Raw genomic sequence first — 21,491 nt, 5'->3', positions numbered from 1 at the left:
CACATGATTCAAAAATCATTTCTAAGAAAGACACTCTTTACTCTTACCTTTTTACCTTTATTTTCGTATAGTCAAGAATTGAAAAGTTCGGATGATTTATTTCAAGAAGCGCGTTACAAAGCTTTCGAAGAAAAAGATTATGCAACTGCCAAGAAACTTGCATTACAAGCTTTAGATCAATCTCCGGAATATACAGATATCGCTGTTTTTTTGGGACGAATATATACATGGAATGATGAAACCGAAGAAGCGAGAAAAGTTTTTCAGAATGTTGAAAAAAACATGGATCCTTCTACCGATTTTTATTTAGCTTACACGTCACTTGAATATTGGAATGATAATTATACAGAAGCCGTTTCTATCATTGATCGTGGATTAATTAAATATCCTAAAAATGAAGAATTATTGTTGTTAAAAGCTAAAGTTCTTAATTCAAGCAATGCTTATGAAGAAGCTTCAAAAACAATCAAAGAATTATTAGCAATTAACCCTAAAAATACAGAAGCGCGCGAATTAGCAAATCGAATCGAAATAAATAATACTAAAAATGCAATTAGTGTGAATTATAATTACTCACATTTTGACAAGCAATTTGTAGATGATTGGCATCAAGTTTCGGTTAGTTATAAAAGACAAACTTCACTTGGTTCGTTGATTTTTAAAGTAAATTACGCAAACAAATTTAAAGATAACGGTGTTCAATACGAAGTAGAAGCTTATCCAAGACTTTCTAAGACATTTTATATGTATGTTGGCGGTGGATATTCGGATAGTGATGGAATTTTTCCTAAATATCGCACAGGAGCCTCTCTTTACGCTAATTTACCTAAAAGTTTCGAAGCTGAATTAGGTTATCGTCAACTTCATTTTTCGGATGATGTTTGGATGTTCACAGGATCTATCGGTAAATATTATAAAAATTATTGGTTCAATTTACGTGCATTTGTAACGCCAAGCAACAACAATATTTCGCATTCGTATACATTCACAACTCGTTATTATACTGGCGATGCAAGCAATTATTTAAGCTTAGCTATTGGTACAGGAATTTCACCAGAAGATTTTAACAACAATCTTTTAGAAGATACAACTTACAAACTGAAGTCCTTCAAAATTGGAGCAGATTATAATTTTTCGATCAGTGAATTAAACTTAATTTCAATTGGTGCGAATTATTACAATCAAGAATATCGTCCAAATCAAAAAGGAAATCAATTTGATGTAAGCGTTTCGTACAGCCGAAAATTCTAATTGATATAACGATTAAATATAGAATCAGGAACCATTTTTTGAGTATTTTTCAAAGAATGGTTTTTTGTTTTAAAGCTTTTCAATCGATTTTTCAACTCTGTTTCCATCTTCGAATTTTGTTCAACATCTTCGGTTAAATTCTTTTCAATTCGATATAACTTCCCTCCTGACAAATGATAATTTTGAAAAATATAATCGTCTAAAATATTTTTATTTTGCATTAACGGAACGCCTTGTTTTCTGTAATTCGCTTTACCGTTTTCTAAATTCTGTCCCATCCAAGTCACATAATTCGGTAATTTCAGTTTATACGAATCTCTAAAATATGTCACAAAAGTTGGTGCAACATCAAAATGCGTCACAATATTTGACATCTTTTTCGGTGACTTTAACAAAGGAGAATAAACAATAATCGGAACATGAAAACGATCAATCTTTGTTTCCATCGGAACTTCTGGCATTCGATGATCTCCAGTAATCACAAAAATAGTTTGATTAAAATCTGAACGTTTTTGATAAGCTTCGAAAAAGTTTTTTACAGCTTCATCAACACTCAAAAAAGTCACCAATTGTTGTTTATATTTTTTTACTGTCGTCAAAGTTGTCGCATCATAATTTCGAGATTTAATCAACGTTTCAAACTGTTTATTATATTTCTCAACATTGTTTATTAAGAAAGGACTATGCGTTGCTAACGTCATCAAAACATTAAAGTATGGTTGATTATTTTCTTCCTGTGTTGCTAAATATTTTTTAAACACTGAATGATCGTCAAATCCCCAAGAAAATCCATTATTCGACGGAATTTTTGCATAATTATTTTCGTAATCATTTTCATCAATAATTGTTTCAACACCCGAATAATTCAAGTATTTTGACATAAAATCGAAATCAACATCGCCACCGTAAAAATACCCCGTTTTATAACCATTACTTTTCAACAAATTATACAAATTGTAATGTTGAGGTAAACTCTTTTGTTCCATAAAACCATTTTCAGCAAATGGCAAAGACCCCGTCAATCCAGGTAAAACTCCATATGTTCTTCCCGTCGTACTTAATCCATTTTCCCAATACAAACTCTTTTTCGAAAGCTTATCAATATATGGTGTAAAAGAACCTAAATATGCACTTTCGTTACTAAAAGCTCGTCCCAAACCTTCAATCACAATAAAAACAACATTCGGTTTTTCTGTTGTTAAATTAAATTGATCCGCGAAGAAATTTTTGTTCTCATCTTGATACAAAAATGGATAATTAATTTTATCAAAATAATGTCGATTATCTTCATTATTTGAACTCGAATTTGAATTTAAAAAATCAATTTCCGAAAGTTTATCTTCTGCATATTGTTCAATCGAGTTTGAGAAAAAATAAGACGATTTACTCAAAATTAGATTAGATGAAAACTCATCATTTTGAGAACTTTTTAAATCCAAATTAATTGGAACAATAAGCGATAAAAAACTCAAAATTATTAATGGTAATTGAAGAATTTTTTGGTTAATTTTTAATCTATAACTGTAAATAAATATCGTTGTTAAAATAGCAATTACAGCAATTGATAAAAGGATACTTATTGTATTGACAACACCTGATGCTCCAATAATTAATTTCAATTCTTCGAACGTATAAGAAAACAAATCTGAACCTAATAAATTGAGTGTTGTTTGAAAATATTTAATCAATAAAATATTCGAAATAATTAAAAAAGAATACGTAAAAATGATCCATTTTTTTGCCCAACTTATCGAATAAAATTGCAGTAAAAAATATTTAAAACTTACCACAAAAATACTATCTAAAGCAAAATCGATATTATGTACGAATAAGTCAAAAAATAAAGTTTGATTAGAAGTTGTTGAGAGATTTTCTTGATAAAGATAAAATTCAAGAATTGATGACAATCCAAAAAGCAACAAATAAACCAACGAAATAAACGTAGTTTGCTGAACTAGATTCATGAATCCAAGTCTCATTTTTTGCCAAATAGACAATTCTTTCGCTTGATTTCTACCAAAACCTTGTCGCGTCATTTCTCCCCACGAATTATTTTTCAGAAAGAAATCCTTCACGCCTTTCACTGCTGACAACACAACCAACGGATGAAATGTAAAAGGCTCTATAAACGCCGTAAAAAATAACTTCGGAATATCACCATTCTTGTAATAAACGTTATACGTCATTAAATCAATCAGAATAGCATAAATCGAATATAAAATTCCATAAAGCAATACAAAAGCCATTAAAGGAAAGAAAATATGCCAATTAATTAAACCTAAAAAGAATAAAACAACGAAAATGATCCAACCAATATATTCGATAATCGGTCCTAAAAATTCGAAGAAAAACCAGTACGGATAACTCATCATTCCAAGTTTTCCATATTTCGGATTGAAAAATAAAATACGATGTTTCCACAATGTTTCTATCGTTCCACGCATCCAACGATTGCGTTGTTTGGTTAAAATTTCTTTACTTTCTGGCACTTCTGTCCAACAAAGAGGATCGGGAATATTTACTACTTTATAGGCCAATTTTTGCTCGTGCATATAACGTCGCATTCGCACAATAAGCTCCATATCTTCACCAACTGTATCGTGATCATAACCGCCACATTGGAGTACAGTTTCACGATCAAAAGCACCAAAAGCACCCGAAATCAGCATCAAACCATTGGCGCGCGACCACGCCATTCTTCCCAAAAGAAATGCACGAATATATTCTAACGCTTGTGCTCTTCCTAAACGAGTTTTTGGTAAATTAACATCGACAATTTTTCCGTCAACAATGGTACAATTATTCACCAAACGAATTACGCCTCCACATGCAATTACTTTTGCTTTTGCTTCATCCATAAAAGGTTTCGCAAGCTTCAGAATCGCATCTTGTTCTAAAATACAATCGACATCAATACAAACAATATAATCGTTTGTTGCAATGTTAATTCCGACATTTAGCGCATCCGATTTTCCTCCATTTACTTTGTCAACAATAATTAATTTCTTGAAAACAGGATTTGTACTTTTATAAATCGAATTAATTGGTTTTGTTTCGATATTTCCTTCAACGAAATAATCAATTTTAATCAAATCATACGCTTCAATTAATCGTTGCAATGAATCATCTTTGGAACCATCATTTACAATAATAATTTCGAGCTGATTATAATACAACGACAATAAAGAACGTACGTTCTCCACAATCGTTGCACCTTCGTTATAAGCGGGTGCAATAAGGCTAAAAGTAGGTGCATTTGGTGATGTTGCAATAATCGAATAATCCGTAAAACTGTTTTTTCGGATATAAGATTTTATCGCTCCTTTTGCATAAAAACCTATCCATCCATAGACTAAAATTAATAGGATTGAATAAAAAAGGAAGCCGTAAATAAAAAAATCGAAAGCCGTTTCTAGCCAATTCATGATTAGTTTTCTTGGATAATTTGATTAATAATTTGTTTTAATTCAGGAGAGTTTGATTGATGTGCAAGTTTTTGTAAATTGGTTTTTGAACAACAATTATTTAACGCTCTTACACTTGCTTTTTTGACAGAAAATGATGGATTTTCCTTTGCTTGAGTTTCTAAAAATGTGTTATTTTCTGGATTTGAGATTTTTTCTAAAGCTTTTAAAATTTGAATTTGAAACTTTTCGTTACATGTTTCATATTGCTCAATCAATAATTTTGAAGTTGAATCATCTTCGATTCTGACTAATGTTTTAATCGTTTCTTCCACAACTTTTTCATCAGAATCGTGCAAATTATCTGCAACCAAATCGTGCATTTGCAACAATTGAAACTTGCGAATTAATTTCATTGTTAGAATTTTCACACTTTGATTAGGTGATTTTAACCAATTTGAAATTATCGTATCAACCTCATCAATATTTGGTAAAATTGTAATTGCATCCAACAATTTCAACTGTTGCCAATCCGTCAATTGTTCCTGTAAATTGTCTAAAAAAAATAAACCTTCGAAACCAGAAAATTTTGCTAAACCATATTGAGCTTCAGATCGAACTAAATCATTTTTATGTTGTAACATACTTTTGATTTTCGGTAAAGTTTCATCATTATTCATCGCCGTAACTTCCTGTATTGCTTCAGCAATTTCATGATTTTTTTGACTATTTAATTTCTGTAAGGATATTTTTTTTAATTGATAATGGTCAAATAAATTTTGAATACTTTCTTTTGAATTTCCAGAAAAATTTTGTTCCGCTTTTAGTAATTTTTTGATAAAATAATGTTTGAATGAACTTGATTTCAAATAATCCGTAAAATCAGTATTCGAATTGGATTGATCATCCAAAATTGTTTCATAAATTTCTTGATCAATAATAGCATTCCACTTATTTTTCTTTGTAATGATTTTATTTTCAATTATACTTGTCAATAACGTATAAATAATTATCAAAAAAAGTAAAATAAGTAGAATGTAAATTCCTACTATTAACTCGGTATAGGTTATAATTTGTAGGATAATCATGCTTTTATTTTAATAATTTCTTGACGCGAACAGACAATTCAATAGGGCTAAATGGTTTCACCATAAAATCATTTGCACCCAAATTAAATGCTTCCACCACCACATCTTCTTGCCCTAAAGAAGACAAAATAATCATTGGTGTTTCGGAATTCTTACTTTTTCTAACAGCACTAATAATCTCCAAACCAGACGCAAAAGGCATCATAATATCGGTAATAATCAAATCAATATCTTCAGCCTCAATCTTACTGATAGCTTCTTTTCCATTTCTTGTTAAAACAACTTTGTAACCTTCTTTTTTCAGTTTGTGTTCTATTGTTTTTAAAATCAATTCATCGTCTTCGGCAATTAAAATCTGCATAATATTGGTTTTTAAATAATTTTTAAATAGTTAATAACTAATTCTATTTCGGTTTTTACTTTAATAATCAGCTGGTTTTCTTGTAGGTAATTGATTGAAGTCGATTTTTCTATTTGTTCGGTTAAATCAGCCAAAATTGTAAGTCCAGCAGTTTTTGCTGTTCCTTTTACTTTATGACCTAATTGATTTAATCCTTCTAAATTTTGTTTGTTGGAATAAGTTTCAAATTCTAGTATAGATTTTTCTAACTCATTAATAATTATTTCTATAAACATTTTTCTAAATGATTCATCATCTTTCGTATAATTATTTATCATAGAAAGATCAAGGTGATTTCCAAAATCGTTGGTTTCATTCTTTTCTTTTTTAGAAAAATCTAACCATTTTTCTAAAACATCAAAAATATCTTTTTCTCGAATTGGTTTTGCTAAAAAATCATTCAATCCAGCATCAAGACATTTTTCCTTTTCGCCTTTTACATTTCCCGCTGTCACTGCTATAATCGGAGTTTCTTGAAAATTGTTTAATAAACGAATAACCTTAGTTGCTTCAATACCATTCATTTCTGGCATTTGAATATCCATCAAAATTAAATCGATCTTATTTTCTTGACAAATTGATACGGCTTCCGCTCCATTCGCAGCCGTATACAAAATAGAATTTGGTGCAATATTTTTGATAATTTGCTGATTCAGAGCCATATTAACTAAATTATCATCTGCAATTAAAATATGAAATTGTTTCGAAAAATCTTGCGAAATTTCTTCTTGATTTTCAATTTCTATGGTTTGAATTTCTTTCGAATCAATAATTGTTTTACGCAACGTATCAAACAATTCTTCCGACTTAATTGGTTTCAATAAACGCGAAGTAATTCCTAATTCTTTTGCTTTCTGAATTAGATATTCATCCTCAGAAGAACTATGCAATAACACTAAAGGAGTTTTTGTATCCTTTGTTACGAAATACTCTTTTATTTTCTGAATTGTTTCCAAACCATTCAAAACCGGCATATGATAATCCATCAAAATAACATCGTAAACATCGCCATTCAAAACTTTCTGTAGCGCTTCCATTCCATTATTTGCAATATCAGATGTTATATTTTTGAACTGTAACATATGTTGCAAAATCATTTGATTACTTTGATTATCATCTACAATCAACACATGATTTATTTCTTCCAAATGATCAAATTGTTGCTCAATATTATATTCGTAATCAACTTCTAAATCAAAGAAAAATGTAGAACCTTTATCTATTTCGCTTTGCAATTCTAGATGACTTCCGAAATAATTTAGCAACTTATTTGAAATTGTTAAACCTAAACCAGTTCCTCCGAAACGTTTACTAACAGTGCTATCCTCTTGAGTAAATGCATCAAAAATCTTGACTTGTTTTTCTGGTTTTATACCAATTCCTGTATCACGAACAGAAAATCTCAATTTTACTTTTTCTCCTTTTACAATTGGTTCAACTTGACTAATTTTTAGTTCTATTTCTCCACTATCCGTAAATTTCACAGCGTTTCCAAGTAGATTAATCAAAACTTGTTTTAGACGAACTTCATCAATCCAAATAAATTGAGGTAAATTATTATCTATATTCAACAATAATTCAATTTTTTTGTTTTCGGCTTGATAAAGAATCACATTGATTACTTGATTTCCTAACTCGAACAAATTATTTTTTTCTATCAAAACATCCATTCGACCGGATTCAATTTTAGAGAAATCTAAAATATCATTTATTATTGACAATAATGAATTTGCAGAATCATTAATAAAATTCAAATATTGTTTTTGAGTCGGATTAAGTGGCGTTTTCAACAATAAATCAGAGAAACCAATCACACCATTTAAAGGTGTTCGAATCTCGTGACTCATATTTGCTAAAAACTCAGACTTTGCCTTACTAGCGATATCCGCATTCTTTTTGGCTTTTTTAAGTTCTTTATTTTTCTTGACAGATTCTGTTATATTTTGCGAAAACATAATCAGACCACCAATCTGTTTTTTGTTGATATACCACGGATGAATCGCCCACGAATAGTGTTGATCTGTATCATATTTTGGTGTGCGATAAATCATATCTTCATTCGAATAATTTTCGCCTTGCAAACAAGCTTCATAAATCGCTTTTCTTTCTGTTGGAACATCGTACATTTCGTAATGAGATTTTCCGATCACATTTTTCTTTTTTATCACAAATTCATCACACCATTGATTACTCAAAGTTAGATAATTCATATCCTTATCAAACATTGCAACAGATGCAGGTACATGATTAATAAATGTTTCGAAAATAGCTTTTTGTCGAGCCAACTCTAACGTATAACGTTTTCTCTCATCAATATCCTGAAAAGTTCCAAAAACGCTAACACATTTTCCATTTACGAACTCTGGAATTCCTTTACATCTTACCCAAATTGTTTTTCCTTTTTGGGTAACTATTTGCAACTCCATATCATATCCGATTCCTTTTTCTACCGCATCTCTAAAAGCTTTCTTTATTTTTGGATAACTACTTTTTGCTTCATAAAAATTGAGTGAAGTTTCTACATTTGGTTCATAATCTAGTTCAACTTCATGGATTTTTTTCGTTATATCAGTCCAAATTAATTTTTGCTTAACTAAATCGTATTTCCAACCTCCAACATTGGCAACTTCGTACGTATGATCTAGTAACTGACGAACACGATTAAGATCTCTTTCCAACAAAGTCCTTTGTGTCATATCAACTGCAGTACTCATTACAACAGGATTTCCTTCGTTATCTTTGTCCAAAATATTATTGTATAACCAATATGTTAACGAACCATCTTTCTTAATCAAGCTCATTAAACCAGAATCTTGCTTTTTACTTAAAATCGTCTCTATATAGATTTGATATTCTTTTTGATTAGATTTTGGGATTAATTTTTTAAGATCCAAATCTTTCGATTCTTCTTCAGTATAACCTATCGATTCTAAACCTTTTTTGTTAATGGATAAAATATTACCATCCAAATCGTGAATCGTCATTAAACCAAGCGAAGAATTGAAAAAATTTCTAAACTTACGTTCACTGTTTTCTAGTTCCTCCTTTTTAGAGTTTTCAAGTGTAATATCTCGTCCAAATAAGAAAATCTCGTTATCATACGAAGTGTTTAATTTAGTATACCATTCAACCATTTTTTCTTCTTTCGTTTCTATTGAACACATCAAACATTTGAAGTCAATAGAACCTGAATTAGTTTTCAAATCAGCCAAAAACATTTGAACTTTTTTCTTATCCTTTTCCGAAACAAAGTCTAAGAAATTTTTTGAACGAATTAATTGGTCATTTTTAACTTCTAAAACTTTTTTAAAAGCTGGGTTAATTGATTTCAATACACCATTAATATCAGCAACTCCAATTAAATTATTCGAAATTTTATAGATATTTTGAAAGTAAGCAGCGTCTTTTTTTCGTTTTTTACTGACCAATAATTTTGTAATATTTTTCCCTAATTGAATCAATAAATTGCGTTGTTTTTCGTCTAACGTTCTTGGATAATGATCGTTTACACATAATGTCCCCAAAACATTTCCATTGTCATCAATCAACGGAACACCAGCATAGAACTGAATATTTGCGGCTTTTACACCAGCAATATTTTTTGCAGGTTCAAATTTCGTCACATCATCAATCACCAAAATTTCATTTTCTACCAAAGAAAATTGACATATCGTTTGTTGACGCGGAACAATATCTACCTCGATTCCACAATTTGCTTTAATCACTTGATAGTTTTCATCAAAAACAGAAACTAACGCAATTGGCGCATTACAAATCAAACTCGCAGCATTTGCAAAAACTTCTAATTCTTCGTCTTTATCATGCGCTTGTAAATTATAATCGTAAACCGCTTGCAATCTTTGCTTTTCGTTCGTTGGGATGGGATAATTTTCCATTTAAATAATAGCTATTTTAAAGGAAAGTAGAGGTGGTTAAAGATATTACATAAATCCAAATATTCGAAATCAATTATTTCTAAAAATCAAACCAACCTTTTTATTCATAAAATCATCTCTATTATAAATCTAAACTTTAAAAAATATGAAAATCACAATTCCAACCCCATGCAAAGAAAAATTACGAGATGATAATTTTTGTACGAAATGTCAACATAAAATCACTGACTTTTCTAACTTCACAAATGACGAAATTTCAAATGAATTTCAGAAAAAAAACGTTCATTGTGGTATTTTTCATCCAAGTCAATTAGGTCAAAATCTTTTCAAGAAAACGATTTCTAATGTTATGATTTTTTCTGCTTTAGGATTAATGAGTACTTCATCAAAAGCTCAAAAACATAATACAGCTTGTCATGATAATCCTTTACCTATCAATAATTCTATAGAAAATGAATCGATTGAATTTAAAATAATTGTTACTAAAAGTTCTAACACAAGAATTCAAGAGTTTTCTACTTTCCGATTATTGATTAATGGTGAATTGATAGAACAAACTTTAAAAGTTGGTGAAGAATACACTATAAAATGTGATATCCAAAAAGGTTTACCAATTGATATTCGATTAGCTTCAAACGAAAAAAACATAGAAATTAATAAAAATTACACAAGCAAAAATCTACCAAAAAAATTAAAATTGAATGTAGCAGATTTCGTAGCGGAAGAAATTATTATGGGAGATATTGAAATAGAACCAAGAATACAAGGAATAATTGCTATTAAAGAATAGTTTTTTGCTTTTATGATTATTTTCTTACCTTGCTAACACAAAAGGGAATCGAGTGCAAATCTCGAGCTGTCGCGCAACTGTAAGTAGAGAAAAACTATAAGCCAGACCACTTTTTAGATGATGCTTTCGCGATTGAAGCTCAATCAAAACTACATGTATTTTATTATTTGTTGAATTGATTGCACTTGATTTCGAAAGCATTTTTTTATTAAAATTTAGTTTAGTATAAAATGCAAAAAGAAGAAATTCAACACATTATTGATCTTAAAACAAAACCGCTAGGAGCCTTAGGTTTATTAGAAAAAACCGCACTTAAAATTGGTTTGGTTCAACAAAAAAAACAGTTAGAATTAATCAATCCACATCTAATTGTTTTCGCAAGCGATCATGGAATTGCGCAATCTGGTGTTAGTGCGTATCCTGCGGAAGTTACACCTCAAATGGTTTTTAATTTCCTAAATAATGGGGCGGCAATTAATGTTTTTTGTAATCAAAATGAGATTGATTTAACCATTGTTGACGCTGGTGTAAATTATGATTTCGCGGATTATTCGGTTTTGAAAAATTGTAAAGTAGCCAAATCAACCAAAAATTTCTTGTACGAACCTGCCATGACCTTCGATCAATTGGAACAATGTTTTGATTATTCGAAGACAATTGTGAACGAAATCGCTCAAAACGGAACAAATATTATTGGTTTTGGCGAAATGGGAATTGGGAACACTTCTTCTTCGTCAATGCTTGTTCATTATTTGACTGATTTACCTTTGGAGCAATGTGTAGGACGCGGAACAGGTTTGAATGATGAGCAATTACAGAATAAAATGAATATTCTAAATGAAGCGAAGAAAACACATGGAAAAATTACTGATCCAAAACAAATTTTAGCCACTTTTGGCGGTTTTGAAGTTGCTCAAATGACAGCTTCAATGCTATCTGCTTACGAACACAATATACTGTTGATGATTGATGGTTACATCGCTTCGGCTGCAATTTTAGTTGCGTCGAAATTAAAGCCAGAAATTTTAAATAACGCTATTTTCTGTCATCAAAGTGATGAATCTGGACACCAATATTTATTGAATTATTTCAACGAAGAACCAATTCTGAACATCAATTTGCGCGTTGGCGAAGGAACCGGTTGTGCGTTGGCTTATCCAATTATCAAAAGTGCGGTAAATTTCTACAATGATATGGCGAGTTTCGAATCTGCAGGCGTGAGTAACAAAGAAACTAAAGTGAAATGCTAAAAAAAGAAATCACTTATTTTTTAACCGCATTGATGTTTTTTACGCGAATTCCGATTCCGTTCAAAATTCCATATAGCAACGAAATCATGAATCAATCACAGAAATACTATGCAGCGATTGGTTTATTGGTTGGCGCTTTTAATGCATTGATTTATATGATTTGTCAATTTATTTTACCTATTGATATCGCCATTATTATCACAATGATTACAAGCGTTTTGTTGACTGGAGCCTTTCACGAAGATGGTTTCACCGATGTTTGCGATAGTTTTGGAGGTGGTTATGGCAAAGAAAAAATCTTGACAATTATGAAAGATAGCCGAATTGGAGCTTATGGTGTAATTGGTGTTATCTTATTGTTGTTATTGAAATTCACATCACTTCAACATATTGCAGAAAATAATTTTTGGTTGATAATTTTCAGCTTGATTGCAGCACATTCGGTTAGTCGCTTTTTTTCTGGAATGATGATTTATACACACGAATATGTGACAGATATCGACAAAAGTAAATCAAAACCGATGGCAAATAAAGCACTTCCAATAAAAAATCTTATCATTAGTTTTCTTTTCTGTCTTGTGCCTTTTATTGTTTTTGGCGAATGGAAATTCTTGTTGATATTACCACTTTGTTACATAGGAAAAGTTTATTTGGGCTGGTATTTCAAAAAATATATTGGTGGATATACAGGCGATTGCTTGGGAACTGTGCAACAAGTTACCGAAGTTTTGTTTTATCTTGGCGTTTTAATTCTATGCAAGTTTCTGTAATTCGACATACAAAAGTTAATGTTCCTTCATCGGTTTGTTACGGACAAACTGATGTGGAATTAGCTGATACTTTTCATCAAGAAGTAGTACAAATTCATACTAAGATCGAAAACGACTTTGAGATAATTTTTTCAAGTCCACTGAGTCGCTGTCAACGATTAGCAGAAACTTTCTCGAATGAAATTATTTTTGATGAACGATTAAAAGAATTCAATTTTGGAGATTGGGAAATGAAATCGTGGAACGAAATTCCTTCGTTAGAAATAGAACCTTGGTACGCCGATTTTGTCGAAACTAAAACACCAAATGGTGAATCGATGCAAGAAATATCAGAAAGACTTTTTAATTTTATGGACGAATTACGAAATACTCAACACGAAAAAGTGCTGATTGTTACACATGGCGGAATCATCCGTTTGATGTGGTGTTATTTGTTGCAAATACCAATCAAAAATGCATTCAAAATACCTATAAATTATGGTGAAATGTTTCAGTTTAATTTAGGAAAAACAAATGAGGAAGATTTTATTTTGAGCAAAGAATAAACTACAAACATTTTATCTTTTCTAACGACTTCCATTCATGTTCGATATTGGTCATCAGAATTGCGTTATCAAACTGAACAGAACCTTTTAGAAAGATTGTTTCATTTTCAAAAAAACTTGATTTCACATGTAAAACTTCCAAAGATTCTACTTCACAATTATAGGTTTCGAGTTTTAAACCTTCAAAATTATTTCCATTCGGAGAATATCCATCTGAACCATTCTCGAAGAATTTTGAAACTTCATTCAACGTTTCGAAAATCGAATTCGAATTAAATTCAACAGATTTTTTTGCATCAATTTCAATTCGTGTATCGTCAGAACTCGTGAAATCTAAATGATAATTATCGTTTTCTTCTATAACATTAAACTTCGCAAAATAATGTTTCCCAGGAAAAACTCGACCACCAACAAGCGTATTCAATTTTAGAGAAGTATCTCTCATCGGGATATATACACCTTCTTTTGTCACACCATTTTCTTCCCATTCAACCGCGATTCGATGCGCTGCATTTTCAGAATTCACTCCTACAAAATCAGGTAAACCTTTTGGTTTTATATCTTTTAATCGAATCAAACAGATTCCAGCAATTGCTTTTCCTTTGTACAATTTTGGACGAAAAGGTTGAGGTAAAATCGTCTCAATATAGTGTGATTCTACACAAAAATTGATTAACATTCTACGTTCTATAATACCATAAATTGTAGGGATTTTCATAATTTATTCTTTGTAAGTTGTTTCTTGTATTTTCCAATAATTCAACGTCAAATTATCACTATATTTTAAATAAAGTTTAATTTCTCCATTTTGATCAATTTTACCAATTTTTTCTTGAATTAAATAAACCTCCATTTTATCTAAAATTTCATCAGGCTTACCAATCAATTTATAAACCTCATTTTTTGAAGTTCCATTTGAATTATATGAATCAAATTTTAAAACATTATTAACCAAATCATCCAACATCTTATAACGATAATTTTGTCCGTAAACTCCTTCCTCAAAAGGAATCCATTTATCTGATTCAAACTTTTTCTTAGAATTACAACTCATCACAAGAAGAAAAACACCACAAAAAATAAATAATTTCTCCATAAAATAATTCAATTCCCTAATTTCTCAAAAAAAATCAACAAGTCAAATATTTCAAAATTAATTTATTAGAAAAAAGTTGTAAAATTTATTCGAAAAACACTTGCAAAAGTAATATTAATGACCTTATATTTGCACTCACAACGCGGGAATAGCTCAATTGGTAGAGCGTCAGCCTTCCAAGCTGAATGTTGCGAGTTCGAGTCTCGTTTCCCGCTCTTTGAAATATTAAATTCAAAAATCAAATTTTGCCTTGGTGGTGGAATTGGTAGACACGCAGGACTTAAAATCCTGTGTCCATTAGGACGTGCGGGTTCAAGTCCCGCCTGAGGTACTTTTTAATTTGATTTGAAAATTTACGCGGGAATAGCTCAATTGGTAGAGCGTCAGCCTTCCAAGCTGAATGTTGCGAGTTCGAGTCTCGTTTCCCGCTCTGTAAAAGCCGAAGATTAATCTTCGGCTTTTTTTATTTAGAAAAATTTGATTCCTAAAACATAAAAAAACCTCAAACAATCACGTTTAAGGTTTTTACTTTTTTATCTAATCGTTGTCTTATTTCGCTTCTTCAGCCAACATTTGTTTATATTTTTTGCCTTCGATTAATCTTTTTTCCGCCCAAATTGTTCCTCCAGGAATAACTGCTGCGATAAAAAAGATCATAAAAATTTTCCAAGACCAATTGTATTTTTCTTTCAATAAATAAACCAATATAATATAAGCTATAAACAATCCTCCGTGTACGCGTCCTGCGTGTGTTACCCATGTAGGATCTTCCCAAATATATTTCATTGGCATTGCGATAAAAAACAAAACTATCGCAGAAATAGCTTCTAAATATCCAGTAATTTTAAATAATTTCAACATTCATCTTAAATTTGAAGTCAAAAATAATTTTTAATTTCCACATGAACACTAATAGATATCAGTAAAACAAATACTTAACATCTATTTTACACGTTATTATAAGCAACAATGCGATTTTTAGGCTACATATTCTTCTTTTTTATCCAAACTATTTTTCTTTTTGGACAAGAAAAAACATATCATTTTTTACGGTATAATGATGATACAAAATCGTATACAAAAGATTTCGAAAGCAAAAATCTTGATTCATCTTTAGATTCGCTTCAAAAAACAGGTTATTATACTTTGACGATTGATTCGATAAAAAATGAAAAAGTTTATCTAAATAAAGGAAAATTGTACCAAACAATTTGGGTGAAAAACAATGAATTGTTCGAAAATAAAAATAATTATTTCCCAACAAATAATTTAGATTCTATTCTAAATAAAATAGCAACAACCAACACTAATCAAGGTTATCCGTTTGCGCAAATAAAACTTGTTCCAAATGGTTTTGAACAAAATGAACAGAAAATTGAATTGGTTTTAGACAAAGGAAATCAGCGAACAATAGATGGTGTAAAATTGGTTGGTTACGAAAAATTATCCAAAGGTTATTTGCGTCATGGACTCAATATAAAAACTGGCGAAGTATACAATGAACAGAAGTTGGCAACAATTTCGACATTAATGCAACAAACCAATTATATTGCAGAAGCGCAATTACCACAAACTTTATTTAAGCCTGATTCTACGATTTTATATTTGTATCCTCGCAAAGTAAATTCAAATTATTTTGATGGTGTTTTAGGTTTTGGAACAGATGATAACGGCGATTTTAGATTGAACGGAAATGTACAACTTTCGTTGAACAACGTGTTCAATAGTTTGGAAGAAATCAGGTTAAATTGGATTGGAACAGCAAACAAAAATACGTCGTTGAATATTGGTGTTAAAGTACCTTATTTGTTCAAATCTGCGATTGGTTCGGAAACGAATTTCAAGCTTTTCAAGCAAGATTCTGTTTTTGTGAATTTAGATTTTTCGGAGCGATTATTTTATCAACTCAACCTCAACTCGAATATTGGTGTAAGCGGAATTATACAATCGTCTAACTTTTTGTTGGAAGATGATTCCTATCTAAAATCGAGCTACGACGATTATTCGAAAATTGGTTTTGGTTTGAGTTATCACTATTTCCTGAAACATCCTTTTCGTTTGATGGAAGGAAAATCGATGTTGAATGTTGCAGTAAATTCGATTCGTAAAAAGGAAAAGAATTTTTCGTGGACAGAAGATTTGGAAAATAAAACCGTCAATCAAGTTGAAGTTGGTCTAAAAACATTTCGTTTATTCGAATTGTCCAAAAAGCATTTCTTAAAAGCTGGTGCAGAATTTAGAGGTTTGCTCACGAAAGACGATGATTTCTCCGAAAACGAATTGTACAGAATTGGTGGTTTTGGTAGTTTTAGAGGTTTTAACGAAGAAAGTATTACAACAAATATGTACGGATTTTTGAGTGCAGATTATCGTTTTGTTCCAAGCGAAGCTTTTTATATTGGACTTTTCGCCGATTATGGTTTTATTGATAACAAACGCGCAAATCTAAATACATCATTGTTAAGTTTCGGAACTGGAATTTCTTTTTTAACGAAGATGGGAATTTTCAATTTGAGTTATGCAGTTGGTAAAACAGACGAAACTTCATTCGACTTCAAAGAATCTAAAATCCATTTTGGGATATTAAGTCAGTTTTAAAAAACATTACAAAGTTTGTTCATCTGTAAACTTACATTTATCTCAATCACATCTGTTTGTAATGTCCGTAAAGAAAATTTTATTACAAACAAGGTTGTTTATAATAAATCTATGACTACATTAGTCTAAAACATGTCCGTTTGTAATAAATGTAAACTTACATTTATCTAAAACACATCTGTTTGTAATGTCTGTAAAGAAACTTTTATCACAAACAAGGTTGTTTTACCTTTCCAAATGTATTGTGTGAATGAATACTATGAAGTTTTATTAAAAAAACTTTAAATTTTTATAGGTTTATTGTTAACATTTTCGTGAAATTAGCTACTTATAAAATACTCACACAAAATAAATTTAAAAATGCGTAAAATTTTTTATCCAGTTTTAACTTCAGCTTTATTTTTAGCTTCAGCTCAATTGGCGTCTGCACAAGACAATTTAGTTAATTCTTTGAACAAAAATGTTAGTGAAAATAGTAAAGAAGCTTTCAAATTTACTGATGTTATCAATTTAGCTAAAACTCCAGTAGAAAACCAAGGTTCATCAGGAACTTGTTGGTCATATTCAGGAAATTCTTTCTTCGAATCAGAAATGTTAAGAATGGGAAAACAACCTATTCAATTGTCTCCAATTTTCAATGCGAGAAATACATATGTTGAGAAAGGAAAACAATATGTACGTATGCATGGTGCAACAACTTTAGGTGACGGAGGTTCTTTCTATGATGTTTTGAATACAATCAAAAAATATGGAGCTGTTCCAACGGAAACTTATACAGGTCTGAATTATGGAACAAAAATTAATCAATTTGGTGAAATGGCTGCCATTCAAGAAGGAGTTTTGAAAGCGGTTGTTGCAAATCCAAATGGTAAATTAACACCAAACTGGGAGAAAGCCTATACAGCTGTTTTGGATAGCTATTTAGGAGAATATCCAAAAGAATTCACATACAACGGAAAAAAATATACACCACGTACATTTGCTGATCAAGTTGTAGGAATTAATCCAAACGATTATGTTGCGATTACATCTTTCAAAGATCACGACTATTACAAACCGTTTGTATTAGCGATTCCTGATAACTGGGCGTACGAATCTTTCTACAATGTTCCGATGACAGAGATGACTGACAACATTGATTATGCTTTGAAAAACGGATTTACAGTTGCTTGGGCAACAGACGTTTCTGAAAAAGGATTTAGCTGGAAAAATGGTGTGGCGTATGTACCAGAAGTTGATTTTGCAGATATGAATGCGCAACAAAAAGCAGATATGTTCAAAGGTCCAAAACCAGAAAAAGTAATTACAGAAGATATGCGTCAGGCTGCTTTTGATGATTACCAAACGACTGATGATCACGGAATGCACATTGTTGGTATTGCGAAAGATCAAAACGGAAAAGATTACTATATCGTGAAAAACTCTTGGGGTTTAACTAACGATTACGAAGGATATCTTTATGTAACAAAAGCTTTTGTTCAATACAAAACAACAAATATTTTAGTTCATAAAAACGGTGTTCTAAAACAAACGTTGAAAAAATTAGGATTATAATCTTAATTTATATAATAATGAAAAGCTGTCTTATGAGACAGCTTTTTTTGTTTAAAAACGAATATTTCAAATGGTTTGATGTACTTTTGCAGTCTAATTTTTAGTCAATAAATATGCCTCAAAATGTAACAATACGCATATCTCCTACAGAAGCTGCAAACGAGAAACTTCTGAAACAACGTTTAGCATCTGCTGTTAAAACAAAACCGGAGAATATCAATGCTTACCAAATTATTCGTCGCTCTTTAGATGCACGAAGCCGAAATATTATTTCCCAATTACAAGTCAATGTTTTTGTAAATGAAGAATTCTCTGATGCTTTCGAGTTTCATCCAAATCTCCAAAATGTAGAAAACAAACACGAAGTTTATATTGCTGGTGCTGGTCCTGCTGGATTATTTGCTGCGTTAGAATTAATAGAACACGGTCTGAAACCAATTATCATCGAACGTGGTAAAAATGTTCGTGATCGTCGTCGTGATTTAGCAGCAATGAATAAAGAAGGAAAAGTAAATTCTGAATCAAACTATTGTTATGGCGAAGGAGGCGCTGGAACTTATTCGGACGGAAAATTATATACACGTTCTACAAAACGTGGAAATATCCTGAAATCTTTGCAATGGTTTGTACATTTCGGTGCAACAGAACGTATTTTACAAGAAGCGCATCCACATATCGGAACAAATAAATTACCTGGAATTATCGCTAACATGCGCGAAGCAATTATCGAATGTGGTGGTGAAGTTTGGTTTGATACAAAACTAACGGATATTATCATCGAGAATAATCAAATCAAAGGAATTGAAATCAATCATGATAAAAAGATAAAAACTTCTTCTTTGATCTTAGCAACGGGACATTCGGCTCGTGATATTTTTAGAATGTTAGATGAAAAGAACGTTTTAATTGAAGCAAAACCTTTTGCCTTAGGCGTTCGTGTAGAACATCACCAAAGCTTGATTGATTCTGCTCAATACCATTGTCCAATTGGAACGGAGCGCAATGAATTTCTACCTCCTGCCTCGTATTCATTAGTTTCACAAGAAGCAGGTCGCGGCGTTTTCTCTTTTTGCATGTGTCCTGGTGGAATTATCGCGCCCGCATCTACAGATGAAGGAGAATTAGTGGTAAATGGTTGGTCGCCTTCCAAACGTGACGGATTTTTTGCAAACTCGGGAATGGTTGTAACTGTTGATGAAAAAGATTTTGCTAAATATGGTTTTACTGAACCTTTGGCTGGAATGAAATTTCAACAAATGGTCGAGCAAAAAGCGTGGCAAGTTGGTGGAGGTAAATTAAAAGCGCCTGCGCAACGAATGACTGATTTTGTTTCAGGAAAATTATCCAATTCATTGAATGATTGTTCTTATTTACCAGGTCTAACATCAGGTTTATTGAGCGAAGTTTTACCAAAAGAAGTTCATCAATCTTTGAAATTAGGTTTCCAAACATTTGGTAAAAAAATGAATGGTTACTATACCGAAAACGCAAATATTGTCGCAACAGAATCCAGAACTTCTTCGCCTGTTCGTATTCCGAGAAATGAAGAAACCTTAGAACATACGCAAGTTTCTGGTTTATTTCCTTGTGCTGAAGGAGCTGGTTATGCGGGTGGAATTATTTCTGCCGCAATGGACGGAGCAAAAGTTGCGATTGCTGTGAAGAATTTTATCGAAAAATAGTTTTATATTTAATACTCAAAATAAAATACAGATGTCAAGCTGAACTTGTTTTAGCTTCGCATCTTTAGAAATGATGAATTTAGAAAAAGTAAATAATTTCAAATTTTTATTGATTTCAGTAGTACTGATTTTGATAGGTTATTCAATCAACTTAATCGGTTGGAATATTGGAACAATTACAATTGCTTATTTTGGATTAGGTTTATTCTTTTTAGGAATTATTTCATTCATCATTTTACTATTTTTAGCTTTAATTAAAATTGTTAATAGAATTTAATGAATCTCTTAAAATCTATACTATTAATTTTTATTTCTTCTATAAGTTTTGCTCAAGTAAAAGTTTTAGAAGATTACATTTCTGTTGAAAATAATTCATCTAAAGTTTCAAATAAAATTATTTCAAACGAAGACTTTTTAAGAGTTCTAATTGATGAATACTATAAACTAACATTTGAAGAAGATTTAATCGATAATGAATTGATTAATTATCAAATTGTAAAAAATGAATTTGATTTCAATAATATTAATCTAAGAAAAAATATCAATCATAAATTTTCTTTTAAATCTAAAAAAAATAATAAATACACATATTCAAATCCATTTATTTCAAAAAATAAAAATTATGCTATCATTTACGAACTTGATAATCCAAATGGATTAAGCGGAAGTGGAAATTTAATTTTATTAAAACTTGAAAATAATAAATGGAAAAAAATAGGAATTTTATATAGTTGGATGGCGTAATGAATCTCTTAAAATCTATACTATTTGTCGGTTTAGGTGGCGCTTTTGGTAGTGTTGCAAGATTTTTAATTTCATACGGAATCGGAAAATATTATTCGCAACCTTTTCCATTTGCTACGTTTTTGACAAATATTATCGGTTGTTTTTTGATTGGCACTTTATATGGATATTCAATCAAAAATGGTTTAGGAAATACCTATTTCAATTTTTTATTGATAACTGGATTTTGTGGAGGTTTCACGACATTTTCAAGTTTTTCGTATGAAAATTTCAACTTAATTCAACAACAAAATTACATCGCACCAATTATTTATATTTTTTTGAGTGTACTCATTGGATTAATATTTACAATGATTGGTTTTAGATTAACAAAATAACTCTATATCGAAAATAGTTTTCTCTTATTCGTTTTAATGTATTACT

At 30.7% G+C, this 21,491-nt stretch carries 18 protein-coding genes, 3 tRNA genes and 1 riboswitch; of the genes, 14 read left to right on the top strand and 7 right to left on the bottom strand.

Going from position 1 to position 21,491, the window contains the following annotated elements:
• Positions 1 to 3: 3 nt before the first annotated feature.
• Positions 4 to 1,251, top strand: a complete 1,248-nt coding sequence (locus B4G36_RS01410; protein ID WP_291061424.1) for a YaiO family outer membrane beta-barrel protein — start codon at positions 4 to 6, stop codon at positions 1,249 to 1,251.
• Here the strand turns inward: B4G36_RS01410 and B4G36_RS01405 are convergent.
• The 4 genes from B4G36_RS01405 to B4G36_RS01390 are packed head-to-tail and all read right to left on the bottom strand — an operon-like array spanning position 1,248 to position 10,039.
• Positions 1,248 to 4,676 (bottom strand): sulfatase-like hydrolase/transferase, encoded by a 3,429-nt coding sequence (locus B4G36_RS01405; RefSeq protein ID WP_291061422.1) that lies wholly within the window; start codon positions 4,674 to 4,676, stop codon positions 1,248 to 1,250. The genes B4G36_RS01410 and B4G36_RS01405 overlap by 4 nt on opposite strands.
• A gap of 2 nt (positions 4,677 to 4,678) precedes the next feature.
• Positions 4,679 to 5,743, bottom strand: coding sequence for a HEAT repeat domain-containing protein (locus B4G36_RS01400; protein ID WP_291061420.1), 1,065 nt, complete (start codon positions 5,741 to 5,743; stop codon positions 4,679 to 4,681).
• 4 nt (positions 5,744 to 5,747) lie between these two features.
• Positions 5,748 to 6,104 carry a response regulator transcription factor gene (locus tag B4G36_RS01395; RefSeq protein ID WP_291047135.1) on the bottom strand — a complete coding sequence of 119 codons (357 nt, stop codon included), beginning with the start codon at positions 6,102 to 6,104 and terminating at the stop codon, positions 5,748 to 5,750.
• A gap of 11 nt (positions 6,105 to 6,115) precedes the next feature.
• On the bottom strand, positions 6,116 to 10,039 hold the full coding sequence (locus B4G36_RS01390; RefSeq protein ID WP_291061418.1) for a response regulator: 3,924 nt from the start codon (positions 10,037 to 10,039) through the stop codon (positions 6,116 to 6,118).
• Between the two features lie 145 nt (positions 10,040 to 10,184).
• Between B4G36_RS01390 and B4G36_RS01385 the strand changes: the two genes are divergently transcribed.
• From B4G36_RS01385 to cobC, 4 genes are all read left to right on the top strand, one after another.
• Positions 10,185 to 10,829 carry a hypothetical protein gene (locus tag B4G36_RS01385; RefSeq protein ID WP_280062815.1) on the top strand — a complete coding sequence of 215 codons (645 nt, stop codon included), beginning with the start codon at positions 10,185 to 10,187 and terminating at the stop codon, positions 10,827 to 10,829.
• Between the two features lie 9 nt (positions 10,830 to 10,838).
• Positions 10,839 to 10,959: riboswitch (cobalamin riboswitch) on the top strand.
• 100 nt (positions 10,960 to 11,059) lie between these two features.
• Positions 11,060 to 12,079 carry a nicotinate-nucleotide--dimethylbenzimidazole phosphoribosyltransferase gene (gene cobT, locus B4G36_RS01380; protein ID WP_291061416.1) on the top strand — a complete coding sequence of 340 codons (1,020 nt, stop codon included), beginning with the start codon at positions 11,060 to 11,062 and terminating at the stop codon, positions 12,077 to 12,079.
• A complete protein-coding gene (locus B4G36_RS01375; RefSeq protein WP_221854148.1) occupies positions 12,073 to 12,849 on the top strand; it encodes an adenosylcobinamide-GDP ribazoletransferase in 777 nt (258 codons plus the stop codon). The genes cobT and B4G36_RS01375 overlap by 7 nt, the downstream gene beginning before the upstream one ends.
• Positions 12,834 to 13,394 carry an alpha-ribazole phosphatase gene (cobC, locus tag B4G36_RS01370; protein ID WP_291047139.1) on the top strand — a complete coding sequence of 187 codons (561 nt, stop codon included), beginning with the start codon at positions 12,834 to 12,836 and terminating at the stop codon, positions 13,392 to 13,394. Before B4G36_RS01375 ends, cobC begins: the two co-directional genes overlap by 16 nt.
• Position 13,395: 1 nt before the next feature.
• On the opposite strand, the gene B4G36_RS01365 is transcribed toward cobC, so the two are convergent.
• Together B4G36_RS01365 and B4G36_RS01360 are read right to left on the bottom strand one after the other, a co-directional pair.
• Entirely contained in the window at positions 13,396 to 14,112 is a 717-nt protein-coding gene (locus B4G36_RS01365; protein WP_291047140.1) for a DUF2071 domain-containing protein, read from the bottom strand.
• 3 nt (positions 14,113 to 14,115) lie between these two features.
• Positions 14,116 to 14,490: a hypothetical protein gene (locus tag B4G36_RS01360; protein ID WP_125350484.1), complete on the bottom strand. Its 375-nt coding sequence runs from the start codon at positions 14,488 to 14,490 to the stop codon at positions 14,116 to 14,118.
• A 142-nt stretch (positions 14,491 to 14,632) separates the two neighbouring features.
• On the opposite strand from B4G36_RS01360, the gene B4G36_RS01355 reads away from it, so the two are divergent.
• The 3 genes from B4G36_RS01355 (at position 14,633) to B4G36_RS01345 (ending at position 14,920) form a co-directional block, all read left to right on the top strand.
• Positions 14,633 to 14,705, top strand: a tRNA-Gly gene (locus B4G36_RS01355).
• A 32-nt stretch (positions 14,706 to 14,737) separates the two neighbouring features.
• A tRNA-Leu gene (locus tag B4G36_RS01350) sits at positions 14,738 to 14,821 on the top strand.
• A gap of 26 nt (positions 14,822 to 14,847) precedes the next feature.
• Positions 14,848 to 14,920 (top strand) — tRNA-Gly (locus B4G36_RS01345).
• 119 nt (positions 14,921 to 15,039) lie between these two features.
• On the opposite strand, the gene B4G36_RS01340 is transcribed toward B4G36_RS01345, so the two are convergent.
• Positions 15,040 to 15,351, bottom strand: coding sequence for a DUF3817 domain-containing protein (locus tag B4G36_RS01340; RefSeq protein WP_125350851.1), 312 nt, complete (start codon positions 15,349 to 15,351; stop codon positions 15,040 to 15,042).
• A gap of 108 nt (positions 15,352 to 15,459) precedes the next feature.
• Here B4G36_RS01340 and B4G36_RS01335 point away from each other — a divergent pair, with 108 nt between their 5' ends.
• From B4G36_RS01335 to crcB, 6 genes are all read left to right on the top strand, one after another.
• Positions 15,460 to 17,088, top strand: a complete 1,629-nt coding sequence (locus B4G36_RS01335) for a hypothetical protein (protein WP_291061414.1) — start codon at positions 15,460 to 15,462, stop codon at positions 17,086 to 17,088.
• 360 nt (positions 17,089 to 17,448) lie between these two features.
• Positions 17,449 to 18,642 carry an aminopeptidase C gene (locus B4G36_RS01330; protein WP_291061412.1) on the top strand — a complete coding sequence of 398 codons (1,194 nt, stop codon included), beginning with the start codon at positions 17,449 to 17,451 and terminating at the stop codon, positions 18,640 to 18,642.
• Between the two features lie 113 nt (positions 18,643 to 18,755).
• Positions 18,756 to 20,324 (top strand): NAD(P)/FAD-dependent oxidoreductase, encoded by a 1,569-nt coding sequence (locus B4G36_RS01325; RefSeq protein WP_291061410.1) that lies wholly within the window; start codon positions 18,756 to 18,758, stop codon positions 20,322 to 20,324.
• A 70-nt stretch (positions 20,325 to 20,394) separates the two neighbouring features.
• The gene (locus tag B4G36_RS01320) at positions 20,395 to 20,601 is read left to right on the top strand and encodes a hypothetical protein (RefSeq protein ID WP_125349604.1); all 207 of its coding nucleotides are present in this window, start codon (positions 20,395 to 20,397) and stop codon (positions 20,599 to 20,601) included.
• Positions 20,601 to 21,068, top strand: a complete 468-nt coding sequence (locus B4G36_RS01315) for a hypothetical protein (RefSeq protein WP_291061408.1) — start codon at positions 20,601 to 20,603, stop codon at positions 21,066 to 21,068. The genes B4G36_RS01320 and B4G36_RS01315 overlap by 1 nt, the downstream gene beginning before the upstream one ends.
• Positions 21,068 to 21,445, top strand: a complete 378-nt coding sequence (gene crcB, locus B4G36_RS01310) for a fluoride efflux transporter CrcB (RefSeq protein WP_291061406.1) — start codon at positions 21,068 to 21,070, stop codon at positions 21,443 to 21,445. Before B4G36_RS01315 ends, crcB begins: the two co-directional genes overlap by 1 nt.
• Positions 21,446 to 21,491: the final 46 nt, after the last annotated feature.

It is taken from the genome of Empedobacter sp. UBA3239 (genome assembly GCF_002362875.1).
Classification (GTDB): domain Bacteria; phylum Bacteroidota; class Bacteroidia; order Flavobacteriales; family Weeksellaceae; genus Empedobacter; species Empedobacter falsenii_B.
The sequence above is the reverse complement of the archived record's forward strand: the minus strand, read 5'-3'. Positions and strand labels throughout refer to the sequence as shown.